Here is a 15,909-nt window from a genome sequence, read left to right as displayed (position 1 = left end):
CAACGTTGCGAGGTCTCCATGCTCCCCATTCCCGCTGACATCTTCACCGAGCCCGACGACGTCTCGCCCGACGGTCTTGCCAATCTCGGGCCGCTCCGCCGGCTCGCCGGCACCTGGCAGGCGGACAAGGGCATCGATATCAATCCGAAGGCGGAAGGCCCGGAGCGGCGGACCTTCATCGAGCACATCCGGATGGACCCGATCGATCCGCAGGCCAACGGGCCGCAGCTGTTCTATGGACTGCGTTATCACATCCACATCAACACGCCCGAGGAAGACATCACCTTCCACGATCAGGTCGGCTACTGGCTGTGGGAGCCCGCGACCGGGCTGATCATGCAGACGCTGGCGATCCCGCGCGGGCAGGTGCTGCTGGCCTCCGGCCACGCCAAGCCGGACGACAAAAAAATCTCCGTGATGGCGAAGCGCGGCGACACTGCGTACGGGATCTGCTCGACCGACTTCCTGGAACAGGCCTTCCGCACCGACACTTATCGTTGCGACATCACTTTCAACGACGATGGCAGCTGGAGCTATGCGATCCAGACCGAGTTGTTTGTCCGCGGTGCGCCGTTCGATCATCATGATAGCAACACGCTCAAGCTGGTGGCGCCGCCGAAACTCAATCCGCTCGCGGTGATCGTGAACGATCGCGCCAGGAACGATCGCGAGAAGAACGATAAGCCGGCCTGAGAAGCCGGTTCGGAGAATTTCCATGAAGCCTTATGTCGTCTGCCTGATGCACGCGAGCCTCGACGGCCGCACCCATCCGAGCCGCTGGCGTCCGAAGGGTGCCGGCACCGACTGGTTCGAGACAATCCATGACGAGCTCGGTGGCGATGCCTGGGTGATCGGCCGCGTCACCGGCTCGGAGTTTGCGAAGGGCAAGCCCTATCCCGAGACGACGAGCGAAAAGTTTCCGCGCGACAACTGGTTCGCGCGGCAGGATGCCAAGACATACGGCGTCGTACTCGACGCGCACGGCAAGATCGGCTGGGGCCGCTCGGACATCGGCGGCGATCCGATCGTCGTGGTGCTCACCGAGAGCGTGCCGGATTCGCATCTTGCCGGCCTGCGTGGTGAGGGCGTGTCTTATATCTTCGCCGGCAAGTCCGAGATCGATCTCGCATTGGCGGTCGAGACCCTCAATCGCGAGCTTGGCGTCAAGCGCCTGTTGGTCGAAGGCGGCGGCGTCGCCAATGGCGCGTTCCTGCGCGTCGGCCTGATCGACGAATTCAACCTGATCCTCAGCCCCGCGATCGACGGCGCCAGGGGTGCTCCCTTCGTGTTCGATTCGACCGACGCCGACAGCGACAAACGCGCGCCGCTCACCGCGATGACACTTGAGAGCACGCGGGACCTCGGCGGCGGCGTGCTGTTGCTGCGCTACCTGATCCAGAACGACGCCGCGGCCCAATAAGCAACGGCAATGTCTGATACGTCAGGGCATATCGTCATCGTCGGCGCGGGCGCGGCCGGCCTGATGGCGGCGCGCGAGCTTGCGCGCGCCGGTAAACGGGTCACGATCCTGGAGGCGCGCGATCGCTGCGGCGGGCGCATCCATCCGCTGCCGGCATCGGAGTTCGGCTATCCCGCCGATGGCGGTGCCGAATTCGTCCATGGCGAGGCGCCGGTCACGCGCGGTCTGCTGAGCGCGGCGGGGCTGTCGTTGCAGCCCATCGAAGGCACGCAATGGAGCTATGACGGCACAAAACTCGCGCGTGGAGGCCGGGACAACCCGCATGAGGCCGAGCTTCACGCCGCGCTGAGAGATCTGAAGGACGACCTCACCGTCGCCGAATTCCTGCGCCGACATTTTGCAGGCGACGAGTATGCAGGGATGCGTCATTCGATCGAACGGATGGTCGAAGGCTATGACGCCGCCGACCCCGAGCGTGCCTCGACGCTGGCCTTGCGCGAGGAGTGGATGGACGGCGGGCACCATTCGCAGGGGCGCGTCGTTGGCGGCTACGGCGCGTTGATTGCGTTTCTGGTGGCCGAATGCTGCAAGCATGGCGTGGTGATCCGCCTCAATTGCGCGGTGGTGGCGATCGAAGAGGCCACCATTGTTGCGGTCCGTTGCGCGGGCGGCGAGGCGTTTGCCTGTGACAGCGTGGTGCTGACCGTGCCACTTCCGCTGTTGCGCGAGATCGCGCTGCCGCATGCCGCGCGTCAAAAGGCGGCCGCGGCGGCCGACATCGGCTTCGGCAATGTCATCAAGATCCTGTTGCGCTTCAACCGGCCATGGTGGCGCGTCAGGACGCCGGATCTTGCCGATCTCAGCTTCCTGCTGTCGGACGAGACGATCCCGGTGTGGTGGACGCAGCATCCATCGGAACTTCCCGTGCTGACTGGTTGGCTCGGCGGACCGCGCGCTGCAGCGCTGACGGGACTCGATCGGCGGCGATTGATCGACGCCGGCATCGATTCGCTCGCCACGATCTTCGGCCTGACACGCGATGATCTCCTACGCGAGCTCGTGGCGTCGGAAGCCGCCAACTGGGCGCACGATCGCTTTGCCCGCGGCGCCTATTCCTGGGCGACGCCGCAGACACGGGCGGCGCAGAAGATTCTCGCGCGCGCCGATGGCCCCGTGCTGTTCGCCGGCGAGGCGCTCTATCACGGCCGCGACCTGGGAACGGTCGAAGCTGCGCTTGCGAGCGGGCAGGAGACGGCTGGGCTGATTTTGCAGGGTTGAGAAGGAAGGCCCGCATCTCTGCGGGCCTTTGGGCTCACCAGCGATTGCTGCCGAAGCCGAACGTCACGCTCGGGCCGCCACCACGATAGTAGCCGTAGGGTCCGCCGCCGTAATAGCCCCGGTGCCGTGGATAGTAGCCATAGCTGCGATAGTGCGGACGATAGTAGCCGCCGTGATGAGGGTGCCAGCGGTGATGACGATGGCCGTGATGGCCGTGCCTGTGCTGCGCGCTGATGTCGGTCGGCTGGCCAATTTGCGCGTTCTGTCTGGCCTTGGTGCCGCCGGCCGCGTTGGCTGTGGATGCGGTGAGCGCAGCCGCACCGATGGCCATCGCGACAAAGAGATACTTCATGTCATCACTCCAATTGAGATGTCGAGTGACAACAGATGGGCGCTTGCCGCGTTCCGGCGACGGCGGGCGTCGAAACGACGCAGATGCGAGTCCGATCAGCGCGGGTGAATGATTGGATGTCGCGCGATCTATTGTCGCAGTGAAGCGATCACGTCGTTCGCGGCCACGATGCGGGCGAATTCACCATTTAGATTCGACAGTGTCATCGCGTGAATGGATTCGGCCGAATGCGTGTCGCCGTCGGGGCCGACGCGATCGAATGTCCAGGTCGCGTCCCGCACGAGGGCCACGTCGAAGCCGAGATTTCCGGCCATGCGCGTCGTCGTCTCCACGCAATGATTGGTCGTTGCGCCGCAGATCACGAGGGTGGCGATGCCGCTCGCGCGCAGGCGCGTCTCGAGGTCGGTGCCGATGAAGGCGCTGTTGACGCGCTTCACGATCACAGGCTCGCCGGCCAGTTCGCGGGCCTCGTGCTTGACGGCGTAACCGGTGCGTGATGGCAAAAACGTCGAGTTCGGCTTGGTGCCTTCGTGGCGGATGTGGAAGATCGGCGCGCCGTGCGCCCTGAACGCCGCGAGCAGATCAACGATGCGGGCCACCGCATCCGGATTGTTGCGCCGCTTGCCCGCGGACTCCCATTCGTCGAACGCATGCTGGACGTCGACGACGATGAGGGCAGGGAGGGGATGGGGCATGGAAGGGACTTTCAAACTGCGTGCCGGGCCAAATATGCGAGGCGAGGACGAACGCGCGCAATGCCGATCTTCCCTCGTTTCGGGACAGCAGAGCGGATTGTACCCACTACGGATGCGGGCCGGGAAAGCCGTGCCGCTCGGACAGCGCGGCGCGTCACGGGATTCTCCGAGCCAGCCGCTTCTCACCTCAACAATGAGAGGAAATGCTGGCGTACCATATGTAGCAGAGCTTGCGCGGTGCGCGATAGCGGCCGGTCGCGCCGGGTGATGACGCCGAGGCTGCGGTGAATGCTGGGGTTGCGCAGCGGTACGGCGGCGAGGCCGGACACGCCCGGCAGGCTGCCGGCGATCTTGGGCACGATGGCGATGCCGACATGCGACAGCACCATTCCAACCGCGGTCTGGAGATGCTGGACCTCGTAACGCCAATTCAGCTTCTCGCGGCGGTGCCCGAGCGCATCGTCGATCAGCACGCGGTTGCCCGCCTGCGGGCTGATCCGGATCAACGGCGCATTGCCGAGCTGCGACCAGTTGATGAAGCGGCGCCTGGCCAATGGGTCATCCTTGGCGCACAGCAGGACGAAGGGCTCCTTGGCCAAGACCTTGACCTCGACGTCGGCGACGTTCGGCGACACGATGGTCAGGCCGAACTCGGCGGTGCCGGATTGCACCAGCTGCGCGATCTCGCGCGCCGAATTGTCGTAGATCTTCACCGACACGTTCGGGAAGGCCGCGCTGAAATCGCGCAGCACCCGCGGCAGCTGATAGGCCGCAATCGTGGGCAGGCATCCGATGGTGACGCGCTCGACCTTCTTGGCGCCTTGCCCGCGTACGCCTTCGAGCGTGTCGGACAGTTCGTCGAGCAGCGCGCAGGCTTTCGGCAAGAGTTCGAGGCCCACCGGCGTGAGCGAGACCTGCCGGGTCGTGCGCACGAACAGCGCGACGCCGAGATCCTCCTCGAACTTCTTCATCCGGTGGCTCAGTGCCGTCTGCGACAGATTGAGATGAGCCGCGGCGCGCAAAAAGCTGCCGCGCTCGGCCACGCTGACGAAGGCCTGCAAGCCCAGAAAATCGATCCGCATTCCCGCCCCCGGCACCGTCTGTCACCGGACTTTATTGGGCCGGCGTTTGTGTTGGCCAGACTGCACGCGACGGCCCGAACATTCAACTCGTGCGGGAAGGCGGCGCGAAGGCCGGGCGTGCTGCAACTAATGCGATCCGGCTTCGCCCTGCCGCAGGATCGAGGTCCAGTCGAACGCTGCGACGGGCACGGGTGCGGGCGTCCCCGGCCGCGCCGCGGTCGGCTCCGCTGCGGGTCGCGGCACCGACGCAGGGAGAGCAGGGGCTGTGGGCGGCGTGCTGTCGCGCGGCGCCAGCACCAGTGTCACGCGCATGCCGATCTTTTCCATCACGACCCGGCCGCGCTGCACCCGCCGGAGCGCCCAGCCATCATGCTGCTCGCCGGTCCTGAGACGTAGCGCGCGCTTGGCGATATCGTCGATGAAGATGCCGATCCCGTCGGGTCCGTCGCCTGCCGTCACCGTTCCGAGCAGCGAGAGAGCCGGCCTGTCGAGTGCCGCCTGCGACTGCTGCGGAACGGATGTTGGCGAAGCTTCCGTCGCCGGCGGTTGCGGCGCACGGCGCGCGGGTGTGAAGATCGGGCGGCCGCCGGTTGCGCCGAGCGCGGCGAGCGGTACCGCCCACAGGGGATTGCCGTCGCGACGCGTCTGCTCAGGCGCCTGGTCTTGGCCGGTTTCGCTGCCGGGCAGTGCCGCCACCAATCTCGCCTGGCCAATCACGAGCAGGCTCGTCAGGACGAGCGCCGGGAAACCCATCGTCACTATCCGTGCCATTTGAGAATGCGGAAAAGACGCTGCGCGCCTGCCCCTGCCGGGCGTGGCGCGCAGCGCAGCGGCGTCACCTCTGGGCTTCGTCGTGGCGCCCGTCGTCGCCATGCCCGTCATCGTGACGCTTGTCGTTGGTGCAGACGAGCGTGGTCCCCTCGGCTTGGCATTTCGCCTGCGGGTAGTCGGGCGAGAACAGATAATTCCCCACGAACTCGCTGACCGGCGGCTCCTTCTTCGGCGTGTAGGCGACAAAGTTGGCGGCCACCTTCGGATCGAGTCCGGGTGCCTTCAGCCGCGCCACGGCTGGATAGGGATAGACCGGGCGCGAGGTCGCGGTCGAATTGTTGGCGGCGACGATCGCGTTCGGTGCGCTGTTGGTTTCGACCCAGGACATTAGCGGCGTGACGATGTCGAAGGTGTTCGGCCCGAGCCCGCTGCCGCAATGCGCCATGCCGGGGAAGAGATAGAACCTGGCGAACCTGTTGACTTGATCGTCGCCCAGCAAATCGTTCGCCGCGTGCCAGTACTTGATGGTGCCGCGCGGCGGGATGTGCTGATCCGACCAGCCGTGCCACAGCAGCAGTTTGCCGCCGTGACGCGCGAACCGCCCGAGGTCCGGATTGTTCGCGGCATAGACTGTCGAGCTTGCCACCGTGTTGTTGAAGCCCGGCACGGTGAGCTTGAGGTCGTTCAGCGTCCAGCTCGCATTGTAGGTATTGAAGAAGGTCTTGTAGGCGGCCCACGAGGTCACGAAATTCTCGCTGCCGACGGAGGCACCCTGGGATGCCGGCACGAACAGGCTCCAGTCGAGTTCGCCGCCCCATTCGGAATTGGCTGTGGGTTCGAGCCGCTGGCCGTCGGCCGTCACCGCGCCGTCGTGGATGCGGCGGACGACGTCGGCCTCCGCCTGCGTCAGGCAGCCGGTCTCGTTGCTATTGTTGCTGCACACCAGCGTCCGGGTGTCGAAGTTGCAAGCTCTGGGATCGTCGATCACGCCGTCGACGACACCGTCGATCGCATCGCAGGCGGCCACCGTCTTGGCGTGGATATAAGCGAGCTTGGAAGCCAGCAGGACATAGGTGTTCCTGGCCGGAATCGGGATCGTGCCGGGCGTGGTCTGGTTGGTGAGGACGCGCCAGCCGTGGTGATAGGTGTTCTGGACGTCCATGTCGCTCGCCGGCGCGCCGGCTGCGATGCCGTCGAAATCGTGCGGGTAGCGCTGCGCCGCCATCAGCGCCTCGCGGCCGCCGTCCGAGCAGCCGCTGAAATAGGAGTAGGCCGGCTTCTTGCCATAGAATTTTGCGATGACCGCCTTCGCGGCCTCGGAAGCGACGTGCACGCCGCGAAAGGCGAAGTCGATCTGCGCCTGCGGATTGTTGACGGACCAGGTCGGCCCCTGCGCACCGGTGTGGCCCATATTGGTCGTGGCGCTCGCGATTGTGCCGTTGGTGATCGGCACGCAGCCTGTCGATTGCGTGTAGCTGATGTTGTCGTTGCCGCACTCGCCGCCGCAGCCGGTCTGGAGATAGCGCTGCGTCCAGGCGTTGGTCGGCAGGCGCATCACGATGGAGTTGGTGCCGGGCCCGATATTGCCGCGCACGCCACAATAGTCGGCCGGATTCGTCGCCGACGCCGGCACGATCGTCGCCGCGGTGATGGTGACCGTGCCGCCGACCTTCTTGCCGACGTCGCTCAGATCGACGCCGACGAGCGAGCTGCACGTCATTACCGGGACGATCGACGGTAGGTCCTTGAGACCCGCGGCGCTGACGCGCGTATTGGGCGCAAGCAGTATCGCGGCCGCTGCAAGAGCGAGCGCGATCCTTCCGGTGGATATCGATGGACTACTGGCACGCTTGACTGTCATGAACGGTCCCCTCTCTTGGTTCGGTACTTTGGACGGCAGATGGCGTACTCGCACTCCGCCATGACGCAACGATCCGGCAATTGCATTGCCGGACTGTCAGCGTCGGACGTCTGATCGGAGAGCGAGATCGATGAAATGATGCGCGGGTCAGGCGAGCGCAGCATCCCCCCGGGATTGTGTCGTGTTATTTCGTACGAAAGTCGGATTTGGCGGCCGACAAAGCAAATGAATTGTTTGGCGGGATTTATGAGCGCCGTGCATCTTTCGCGGCGATGCAATCATCGCCATCGCGTCTCGCCGAAGTCGTCCTGGCGAAGGCCGGGACGATGCGAAGCGTGTGTGAAATGCTACGCCGCGACCAATCGTTTACTTGAACGGATCCTGGAACGAGGGCGACGACTGCCTGATGCGGCGCACACTCACCGGCGTGCCGTCGGAGACGAACAGCAGCTCGTACTTGCGGCCTTCGCTGTCGGTCGCGGAGCAGGTGACATCGTTCACCTTCCTGGCGGCGAAATTGCCGGTCTGGCGGCAGGACCCGGTGGAGGTCTGCGCCGCCGGCACCGGCAGGCCGTCGACCTTCGGCCGGTTCTTGGAGTTGAGCAGCATGCGGTCGACCGGCAGCTCATAGGAATTGTCGTCGGCCCGTTTGCCGTTCTCGCCCGAGAACGACACGACGTGGTTCTCGTCGCTGGGGTCGTCGACGGCGACCGCGAAATTGACTCGGCCCTTGTCGTCATGGGCGAAGGCCACGGTCTTGCAGGCAAAGGGGCGCCCGGCGACCTTCAGCGTCTTGCAATGACCCGACATCAGCGCCAGCACGTCCATGAGGGAGTTCTGCTGCGCCGGCGGGTTGTTGTTGATGGGGATCGCGCTGGAAGACTCGGCAAAACAAGGGCTTGCGGCCAAGACGAGGAGTGCAGCCAGGACCGGTCGGCGGAGGCGCATCGTCAGGCTCATGTGCCAAGGGGCCACGGACGGGCGAAAGTTCCGCCCAATAACCATCGAACCGCAAATTGGTTGCGATCCCGTTTGCTCCGCCAATCCCGACTGGAATACCACCGCGCCACCCATCGGCGATTCGCCTCGCTGACCCCAACCCGTCCCGGCAGGCACTTGCCGCCAGACCGGTGTTTTTTTCGTGGCAGAGCTAGCCCGTCGCCGCCTGCCAGCGCGTATCGCGCAAGGACGGGCGGCGGTGCAGGCGCGCATCGAGCAGGCTGCGGGCGCGGGGCAGTTCGCCGCTGCGCATCAGGGCGACGAGGAAAGTGTCCTCGATCAGCTCGCGCTGGGCATGGCTGCCGCCGATGCGCACGACCTCAGCGAGGACGGGCGCGAGCTCGCGCACGCAAGCCGCGTAATCCTCATCCGCGAAGGCCGCCAGCGCGCGACAGATTGCCGGCACCACGGGGCCGGCCGGCAGCTTGCCCTCGCTGAGCCGCTGCTCGACCACAGCAAGACGCGCGGCCAGTGCCTCGGGATTTTGCGTCGCGGCCGCGAACAGCGCCATATGGACGTCGGCGAAGGGCAGGCTTGATTTCGGAAACAGTTTTTGCGCGGTGGCGTCGGCCTCGACCCAAAGCGCCCTCGGCACGGCGTGGCCGTAGGCCGAGAGGCGCCAGAGCAGCGAGGCGCTGTCGGTGATGACGTTGAGCGGCGGCGCCTGCGTGGCGGAGGGCTGCAGCACATCCGCATAGATCGCAAGCGCCCGTGCCGCATCGCCATGCTCGAGCGCGCCGAGCGCCTGGTGCCAGAGGATATGGCCGTGCAGGATGCCGGCGCGGTCATAAGTCGGAATCCACTCGTCGACGAGACGATCGGCGGCCTCGATCGAGCCATCTTCGAACATCGCGTGCAACACAGCATGGGCAGCGTGGGCATTGGCCCGGCGGAGGTCAAAACCGCGCTCGGTGACGGCGCGGCCGCGTGCGACGTCGCCATTCTCGGTCATCGCCCAGCCGGCCATGGTGAGAAACCACCAGTCCTCACCGTAGTGATGCGCGACGCGTTCGCAGAGCTCATGCCGCGCGCGGTCGTGATCGGCCATGCCGGAGAAAGCGAACAGGCCGAATGCGCCAAGCGGCAGCGACAGCACCACGGCATCGCGCGGCCAGCGCTCGATGTGCCCAGACATCGCCGCGATCGCGTCGGGCCCGCGTCCCTCGATCGCGAGCGCCAGCGTCTCGACATGCGAGCGCTCGCGCTCAGTGCCGCGCCTGGCCACAAGCTCGCGCGCCAGTGCCGCCTTCTGCCGCGCAAGATCGCCCTGCTGGTAGAACGCATGCACGCGGGCGCGAGCAATGTGAGGAAGCGCGAAATCCGGATCGGCGGCGATCGCGCGCTCCAGCGCCTCCGCCGTGCCGGTCCAGCCGGCAAGCATGAGATCGACGCCCTCGCGATAGGCGGACGCGGCGGAATCGGAGGTGGTGGAGAGCGGCAGGCCGTAGCGGTCTTCAAGCGGCATCGTTGTCTCCGAAAGTTCACGCCGTCCGCGCGCGACGTCCCTCGATCGGATAGGCCGGGTCGTTGTAGCCCGGTGTCGACGGATGGCCCGCCACGACGAGCCGGTCGATCAGTGCCTCATCCTCTGCAGTAAAGCGATAGTCGAGCGCGCTTATATAGCCATCCCACTGCTCTTCCGTGCGCGGGCCTGCGACGATCGACGAGACGAAGGCGGAGTTGAGCACCCAGGCCACCGCGAACTGGCCGGCGGTGATGCCGTTCTTCTCTGCGTGGGTCTTGATCTCCTGCGCGAGGTGGAGCGATTCCGGCCGCCATTCCGTCTGCATCATGCGGGTGTCGTTGCGGCCGGCACGCGTTTCCTTGTCGGGTGCTGCGTCCGGCTTGTACTTGCCGGTGAGCACGCCACGCGCCAGCGGGCTGTAGGGCACGATGCCGAGGCCGTAATAGGCGCAGGCCGGAAAGTGCTCGACCTCGGGCATGCGGTTCATCGCGTTGTAATAGGGCTGGCTCGCCACGGGACGGTCGATGCCGAGCCGGTCGCAGATGTTGCAGATCTCGGCGACGCGCCAGGCGCGGTAGTTGGAGACGCCGAAATAGCGGATCTTGCCGGCGCGGATCAGATCGCCCATCGCGCGCACCGTCTCCTCCAGCGGCGTCGAATGGTCCTCCTTGTGCAGATAGTAGATGTCGATGTGGTCGGTGCCGAGCCGTTTCAGGCTCTCGTCGGCCGCCTGCAACACCCAGCGCCGCGACAGCCCGACGCGATTGGGATCGTTGCCCGGCCCGGTGTTCATGGGATTCGCGAGCTTGGTGGCGAGCACCCAGGCGTGACGGTTGTTGCCGATCGCACGTCCCACGACCTCCTCGGAGCCGCCCTTCGAATAGGCGTCCGCGGTGTCGATGAAGTTGATGCCGGCTTCATGCGCCTTGGCGATGATACGCGTTGATGCGGCTTCATCCGTCGGCCCGCCGAACATCATGGTGCCCAAGCAGATCGGCGAGACCTTGAGGCCGGAGCGGCCGAGTTGGCGGTATTGCATGGGTGTTTCCTCGATACTTTGATGGAGGCAGCATAGCCCAGCTACAGCCGCCATTGCGAGCGCAGCGAAGCAATCCAGAAATGCGTCCGCGGAAAGATTCTGGATTGCTTCGTCGCATCAGCGCAAAATTGCTATGCAAATTTGTCGCGAGCGCCTCGCAATGACGAGGTTGACGCTACGCCGGCCCCTTCAAGACCTTGAACACGCCGTTCGCCATCACCACGCAGCGATTGTCCACGCTGACCTCGGTGCTCATGAAGATCAGGCTGCGGGTCGCGCGCACCACGCGGGGGCGGGAGATCAGGATGTCGCCGATCTGGCCGGCCTCGACGAAGTGCGTGTCGAGCTGCACCGTCGCCATGAACTCCTTGCCGGAGACGTAGCGGGCGGTCATGCCGCAAGTGCGGTCCGCGAAGGTCATCATCACGCCGCCCTGGACCATGCCGCGGCGGTTGTGGTGCTTGTCTTCGGTCGCGAGTGCGAATTCATATTGGCCGTCGACCTTGCGCTCCCACAACGGGCCGACCAGGTGCATGAAGCCCGTGGTCTCCAGGATGGTCCAGCCATCTGATTTGAGCTTTGCGGCGGTCTTGCTGGTCATCGCTCCGTCCATCCTTGCAACGCTTGATCTCTCCTCGTTTCATCGAGCGCGGTCCTGGTGTAGTCAAGCATCATGAGAGCTTTCGGCGATGCCACCAGACGGAATATCGCAGACGCCTGCGCGTCATTCGCGCGACTGCCTGATGCGGTCGAGCCGCCAACGCTGAAGCGCGCCGCGGTGGTGCTCGCGCTGACTGCATCCAATGACGGCGACGACACCGCGTTTCTGCTGACCAGGCGTGCATCGAGCTTGCGCTCCCATCGCGGTCAATGGGCGCTGCCGGGTGGACGCTGCGACGCCGGCGAGACGCCGGTCGAGGCGGCGCTGCGCGAGCTCGACGAGGAGCTCGCGCTCAGGCTTCCCGCCCACGCGGTGCTCGGCCTGCTCGACGACTATCCGACGCGCTCCGGATACCTGATCACGCCGGTCGTGGTGTGGGCTGCCGAGAGCAATGCAATCGCGCCGAACCCGGACGAGGTCGCCTCCGTCCATCGCATCGCGCTCGACACGATCGAGCGCGACGACGCCTTCGATTTCACTTCCATTGCCGAAAGCAGCCGTCGCGTGATCCGCTTCCATCACCAGATGAGCCTGATCCACGCGCCGACGGCGGCGCTGATCTATCAGTTCCGCGAGGTGCTGGCGGGGCGACAGACCCGTGTCACCGACCTGGAACAGCCGGTATTCGCCTGGAAGTAACGCAAGGCGCGAAAAGGTGGTAAACGGCGCGTTAACGTGACGGTTACCGGATGCCTGCTAAGAGGGCAGCATGCATCATTCGATTCGAACACATCTGGCGCTGGTTCCACTCGCGCTCGTGCTGCTCGTCCCCGCCGCGCGTGGCGGCGAGTCCGACGCGTTGCCGCCCGCGATCAGCAATGCCAACGCCCAGTTGCTCTCGCAGTTTTTTGCTCAAAGCGGGGGCGCGTCGCCGGCCGTGCTCGAATATCGCCGCAAGCTGGCCGAATATCAGCAGATCCGCGGCGCTTTCGATGCCGAGGCGAGTGCCTATTGGAGCCAGATTTCGGAGAAGCGGCGTGGCCGCAATGCCAAGCGGCGCAGCGGGCAGCAGATTACGCTCGACGATTACGTGCTGGAGCAGGCGCCGCTCTACAACGGGCCGAAGCGGCCGGTGAACCCCGAGCCCGAAGAAACGCCGGAGCGCCCCACGCGCAAGCCGCTTCCGGTCGCGTCCGATCTCGTGCGCGCCGCGCAGGATCTCTATCAATTCACGCCGCAGCGGCCGAGCTCCGAGGTCGAGTTCAAGCGCGTCTATGCGCGCTACGCGCTCGCCTCCGGGCTGACGCGCGAGCAGGCGGTGCGCGTCTATTCGTTCGAGACCGGCGGCACCGGCAATTACGATGTGCAGGCGGGCATCGAGCATGGCGGCAAGCGCGCAATCTCGACCGCGATGGGCTACAACCAGCTGCTCACCACCAACAGCGTCGAGTTGCTCGCCGAGCAGGGCCATGAGTTCATCCGTGCGCTCTCCGACAAGGTGGCGCGCACCTCGGGGCCTGCGCGTCAGTCGCTCGAGCACAAGCTCAACGTCCTGAAGAAGATGGTTGCGCATGCGAAGTCGGTGCCGGACACCTGGTCGGAGCATGAGAAGATCGGCGACACCGCGCAGGGCTGGGCCATGCATGCGATGGTGCTCGACATCGACATCGGGCCGATGCTGCAGACCCACAAGCTCTTGACCTCGGTGCTGTTCGCGCGTGCCAAGGGCTACACCCGTCCGCTCACCGCCGCCGAGCTCGAGATGATGAACCTCACCGGCGACGGCACCGGCCTCGACATGGTGACGATGCCGCAGGCGATGCGCGAGCAGGTGCCGACCTCGAACTTCTTCCAGCGCGGCGGCTACGAGCGCAATCCAGTCGCGATCCGCCACAACACGGTGGCAAAGCTGCTCGCGGTGACGGATGCGCGAATGGACAGCAACAGCAACAACGCCGGCGCGCGGGAGCTGGCGGCGTCGTTTTAGCTGCTGGCGAACTGCTGTAGGGTAGGCAAAGCGGAGCCTGCCCACCATTCTTGATTGAGACGCAACAGATGGTGGGCACGGCGCTGATGCGCCTTTGCCCACCCTACGGTAGCTTCGCTTGTGGCGCGAGCCTACCGATCCGACCCGAACTTGAACCTGCCGTCGCCCTCGAGATACTGCCCGCTGCGCATGTAGAGCTGGCCGTTCTGGCCGATGAAGAACAGCGTGCCCTTCGGCACCTTCTTGGCGCCCTTCAAGAGCTCGCCGGCATTGCTGGTGCCCATCTTGTAGGAAAACGTCTTGCCCTCCTTGTCATAGGCATAGCCGGTGTCCGCCTTGAGCTCCCACGGCGTTGCCGCGTTTTGTGCGCATGCGGGGGCGGCGAACGCGCCCAGCGCGGCTGCGATTGCCAATGTCTTGATTGAAAATGCCATCATCCATCCTCCCCGTCGTTGGGCGCCTTCTTGAACAAATCACGAACGATGATTCCGGGTCAATCCGCGATGACGCCGCAGCGCATCACGTCTGGCCCAGCAGTTTGTGATTTTCCCTTCGTCCCCTCGCGACTATGTTCCGCTTTCAGTCTAGAACGCAACACGACAAAGATATTGGTGGGGATGATTCGAATGCGCCATGTCATTAAATTCTGCTGGATTGCCGGGTTGTCGCTGACGGCGTTCGCGCCGGCCGCCCAGGCCGATGATTACCAGCTCAGCCACAACCAGCGGATTTCGTGCAGCCGCGGCCTTGCCCCGGGCAAGCTCAACACCGCGACCTGCAAGTCCTACACTTATCTCTTCAATAGCAAGACCTCGGAATATTTCCGCTGCCAGGTCTCGCTGGCGCTGACCCGCGACAACAAGGAAGTCATCAACGTCCAGACCGACGGCGGCTGCACCAAGAAGCCGCGCATCTTCGAGACCGACGGGCACTATGATTTCGACGCGACCGAGACCGAGCCGCCGAACACCAATTCGTTCTTCGGCCCCGGCGGCTACTCGATCTGGGCCGCCGACATGGCCGCACAGAAGATCCGGGGCTGCATCACGATCTCCTCCGGCCTCGGCTCCGACATTTCCAAGTGCCTGGACATGACGTTTCAGTAACGGCTTGCCAGTGACGGCCTTCTAACGACGACGAGGCGCACGCCAGCGATCTGACTGCGCCACGTCGCCGCACCCGGCGGGTTCCCTCAAAACGCAGCTAAAACAGGGGCTTCCGCAGCCCTGTTGTGCCTTTTGGATGGGTTGACCCGCTCCCCTCATCCGGCCAATTTCGCCGCCGGTTTGGGGAGAAGAAAAACCATGAAACGGACGATTTTCGGCGTGGCCGCGGCTTTTGCTCTGGCGGCGACGGCACCTTGCGTGCAGGCGCAATCCTTCATCAACGTGCTGACTGGCGGCACCTCCGGCGTCTACTACCCGCTCGGCGTCGCGATCGGGAAGATCTACGGCGACAAGATTCCGAACGTGAAGACGCAGGTTCAGGCCACCAAGGCGTCGGTCGAGAACCTGATCCTGCTGCAGCAGGGCCGCGGCGAAATCGCTTTCACGCTGGGCGACTCGCTGAAAGCCGCCTGGGACGGCGACGAGGAAGCCGGCTTCAAGACCAAGCTCGACAAGCTCAGGACCATCGGCGCGATCTATCCGAATTACATCCAGATCGTCGCGACCGCCGAGAGCGGCATCAAGACGCTCGCCGACCTCAAGGGCAAGAGCCTCTCGGTCGGCGCGCCGAAATCGGGCACGGAGCTGAACTCGCGCGCGATCCTCAGCGCCGCCGGCATGACCTACAAGGATCTCGGCAAGGTGGAATATCTGCCGTTCGCCGAATCCGTCGACCTCATGAAGAACCGCCAACTCGGCGCGACGCTGCAATCGGCCGGCCTTGGCGTCGCCTCACTGAAGGATCTCTCGACTTCGGCCCCCATCACGGTGGTGTCGGTGCCGAAGGAGACCGTCGACAAGATCGGCCCGCCCTTCATCGCGGCGACCATCCCGGCCAACACCTATACCGGCCAGGACAAGGACGTGCCGACCGCGGCCGTGGTCAACTATCTCGTCACCAGCTCGGCGGTGTCGGACGATCTCGCCTACCAGATGACCAAACTGGTCTATGAGTCGCTGCCCGAACTCGCTAATGCGCACGCGGCCGGCAAGGAGATCAAGCTCGAGACGGCCGCCACCGGCAGCCCGATCCCGCTGCATCCCGGCGCGATCCGCTATTACAAGGAAAAAGGGCTGATCAAGTAGGGTCTGCTCTCGCTTTCGGGCGTCATGGCCGGGCATTAGCGCGAAGCGCGTCTTCGCACAGATGTCCCGGCCATTCACGTTCTACGATTATGCAAAGAAGTTTCGTG

General features: G+C 64.9%; 17 protein-coding genes. 7 read left to right on the top strand and 10 right to left on the bottom strand.

Annotation, left to right across the window (positions count from 1 at the left end; genetic code table 11):
- Nucleotides 1-18 precede the first annotated feature (18 nt).
- The 3 genes from K3F49_RS23380 to K3F49_RS23370 are packed head-to-tail and all read left to right on the top strand — an operon-like array spanning nucleotide 19 to nucleotide 2,698.
- On the top strand, nucleotides 19-693 hold the full coding sequence (locus tag K3F49_RS23380) for an FABP family protein (protein ID WP_234683300.1): 675 nt from the start codon (nucleotides 19-21) through the stop codon (nucleotides 691-693).
- A 22-nt stretch (nucleotides 694-715) separates the two neighbouring features.
- Nucleotides 716-1,420 (top strand): RibD family protein, encoded by a 705-nt coding sequence (locus K3F49_RS23375; RefSeq protein ID WP_234683299.1) that lies wholly within the window; start codon nucleotides 716-718, stop codon nucleotides 1,418-1,420.
- 9 nt (nucleotides 1,421-1,429) lie between these two features.
- Nucleotides 1,430-2,698, top strand: coding sequence for a flavin monoamine oxidase family protein (locus K3F49_RS23370; protein ID WP_234683298.1), 1,269 nt, complete (start codon nucleotides 1,430-1,432; stop codon nucleotides 2,696-2,698).
- A 34-nt stretch (nucleotides 2,699-2,732) separates the two neighbouring features.
- On the opposite strand, the gene K3F49_RS23365 is transcribed toward K3F49_RS23370, so the two are convergent.
- The 9 genes from K3F49_RS23365 to K3F49_RS23325 all read right to left on the bottom strand — a co-directional run bounded on the left by K3F49_RS23365 (nucleotide 2,733) and on the right by K3F49_RS23325 (nucleotide 11,563).
- On the bottom strand, nucleotides 2,733-3,050 hold the full coding sequence (locus K3F49_RS23365) for a hypothetical protein (RefSeq protein ID WP_234683297.1): 318 nt from the start codon (nucleotides 3,048-3,050) through the stop codon (nucleotides 2,733-2,735).
- A 128-nt stretch (nucleotides 3,051-3,178) separates the two neighbouring features.
- Nucleotides 3,179-3,745 (bottom strand): cysteine hydrolase family protein, encoded by a 567-nt coding sequence (locus tag K3F49_RS23360; protein ID WP_234683296.1) that lies wholly within the window; start codon nucleotides 3,743-3,745, stop codon nucleotides 3,179-3,181.
- Between the two features lie 182 nt (nucleotides 3,746-3,927).
- Nucleotides 3,928-4,827: a LysR family transcriptional regulator gene (locus K3F49_RS23355; RefSeq protein WP_234683295.1), complete on the bottom strand. Its 900-nt coding sequence runs from the start codon at nucleotides 4,825-4,827 to the stop codon at nucleotides 3,928-3,930.
- Between the two features lie 126 nt (nucleotides 4,828-4,953).
- Nucleotides 4,954-5,580 (bottom strand): hypothetical protein, encoded by a 627-nt coding sequence (locus tag K3F49_RS23350; protein WP_234683294.1) that lies wholly within the window; start codon nucleotides 5,578-5,580, stop codon nucleotides 4,954-4,956.
- Between the two features lie 82 nt (nucleotides 5,581-5,662).
- Complete coding sequence (locus K3F49_RS23345) at nucleotides 5,663-7,459, bottom strand: tannase/feruloyl esterase family alpha/beta hydrolase (RefSeq protein ID WP_234683293.1); 1,797 nt, start codon at nucleotides 7,457-7,459, stop codon at nucleotides 5,663-5,665.
- 366 nt (nucleotides 7,460-7,825) lie between these two features.
- On the bottom strand, nucleotides 7,826-8,407 hold the full coding sequence (locus tag K3F49_RS23340; protein WP_234683292.1) for a hypothetical protein: 582 nt from the start codon (nucleotides 8,405-8,407) through the stop codon (nucleotides 7,826-7,828).
- Nucleotides 8,408-8,609: 202 nt separating this feature from the next.
- A complete protein-coding gene (locus K3F49_RS23335; protein WP_234683291.1) occupies nucleotides 8,610-9,923 on the bottom strand; it encodes a tetratricopeptide repeat protein in 1,314 nt (437 codons plus the stop codon).
- Between the two features lie 16 nt (nucleotides 9,924-9,939).
- Nucleotides 9,940-10,962 carry an aldo/keto reductase gene (locus tag K3F49_RS23330; protein WP_234683290.1) on the bottom strand — a complete coding sequence of 341 codons (1,023 nt, stop codon included), beginning with the start codon at nucleotides 10,960-10,962 and terminating at the stop codon, nucleotides 9,940-9,942.
- 175 nt (nucleotides 10,963-11,137) lie between these two features.
- Nucleotides 11,138-11,563: a PaaI family thioesterase gene (locus K3F49_RS23325; RefSeq protein ID WP_234683289.1), complete on the bottom strand. Its 426-nt coding sequence runs from the start codon at nucleotides 11,561-11,563 to the stop codon at nucleotides 11,138-11,140.
- Nucleotides 11,564-11,635: 72 nt separating this feature from the next.
- Between K3F49_RS23325 and K3F49_RS23320 the strand changes: the two genes are divergently transcribed.
- Complete coding sequence (locus tag K3F49_RS23320) at nucleotides 11,636-12,262, top strand: NUDIX hydrolase (protein ID WP_234683288.1); 627 nt, start codon at nucleotides 11,636-11,638, stop codon at nucleotides 12,260-12,262.
- A gap of 70 nt (nucleotides 12,263-12,332) precedes the next feature.
- The gene (locus K3F49_RS23315) at nucleotides 12,333-13,550 is read left to right on the top strand and encodes a hypothetical protein (RefSeq protein WP_234683287.1); all 1,218 of its coding nucleotides are present in this window, start codon (nucleotides 12,333-12,335) and stop codon (nucleotides 13,548-13,550) included.
- 131 nt (nucleotides 13,551-13,681) lie between these two features.
- On the opposite strand, the gene K3F49_RS23310 is transcribed toward K3F49_RS23315, so the two are convergent.
- Nucleotides 13,682-13,984, bottom strand: a complete 303-nt coding sequence (locus tag K3F49_RS23310; protein ID WP_234683464.1) for a hypothetical protein — start codon at nucleotides 13,982-13,984, stop codon at nucleotides 13,682-13,684.
- A gap of 192 nt (nucleotides 13,985-14,176) precedes the next feature.
- On the opposite strand from K3F49_RS23310, the gene K3F49_RS23305 reads away from it, so the two are divergent.
- A complete protein-coding gene (locus K3F49_RS23305; protein ID WP_234683286.1) occupies nucleotides 14,177-14,656 on the top strand; it encodes a hypothetical protein in 480 nt (159 codons plus the stop codon).
- A gap of 198 nt (nucleotides 14,657-14,854) precedes the next feature.
- Nucleotides 14,855-15,802 (top strand): TAXI family TRAP transporter solute-binding subunit, encoded by a 948-nt coding sequence (locus tag K3F49_RS23300; protein WP_234683285.1) that lies wholly within the window; start codon nucleotides 14,855-14,857, stop codon nucleotides 15,800-15,802.
- Nucleotides 15,803-15,909: the final 107 nt, after the last annotated feature.

Source organism: Bradyrhizobium monzae, assembly GCF_021458635.1.
GTDB lineage: Bacteria > Pseudomonadota > Alphaproteobacteria > Rhizobiales > Xanthobacteraceae > Bradyrhizobium.
Note: the sequence above shows the minus strand (reverse complement) of the source record. Positions and strands in the feature narration are given on the sequence as shown.